Source organism: Vibrio sp. S12_S33, from assembly GCF_963889785.1.
Classification (GTDB): Bacteria; Pseudomonadota; Gammaproteobacteria; order Enterobacterales; family Vibrionaceae; genus Vibrio; species Vibrio aestuarianus.
In genome coordinates this window covers 1-255 of record NZ_CAWPQZ010000364.1, presented here as the reverse complement: position 1 = coordinate 255, position 255 = coordinate 1, and the positions used below count along the sequence as shown (strand labels likewise).

The window sequence follows — 255 nt, the reverse complement described above, 5'->3', positions numbered from 1 at the left end:
TGTTCGACTATCAAAACAGCCGCGCGAGAGCATGCCCCGTGAACTTTTTGGGCGATTACTCAGGCTATCTACAAAGTGATGGTTACGCGGCTTATGACGGATTAACCAACGTGGCTAATGTCGGTTGCTTCGCTCACGCACGCCGTAAGTTCATGGAGGCGAAAAAGCTTCAGGGCAAAGGTAAGTCAGGTAAAGCGGATGTGGCGTTAGCCAAAATCCAAAAGTTGTACGCACTTGAATCTCGATTAAAACTGG

1 protein-coding gene is annotated in these 255 nt (G+C 48.6%); it reads left to right on the top strand.

All coding sequences use genetic code 11. The annotated features are described in order from the left end of the window. On the top strand, positions 1-255 hold a 255-nt coding region (locus tag AACW06_RS20470; RefSeq protein ID WP_192076414.1), incomplete at both ends, for an IS66 family transposase.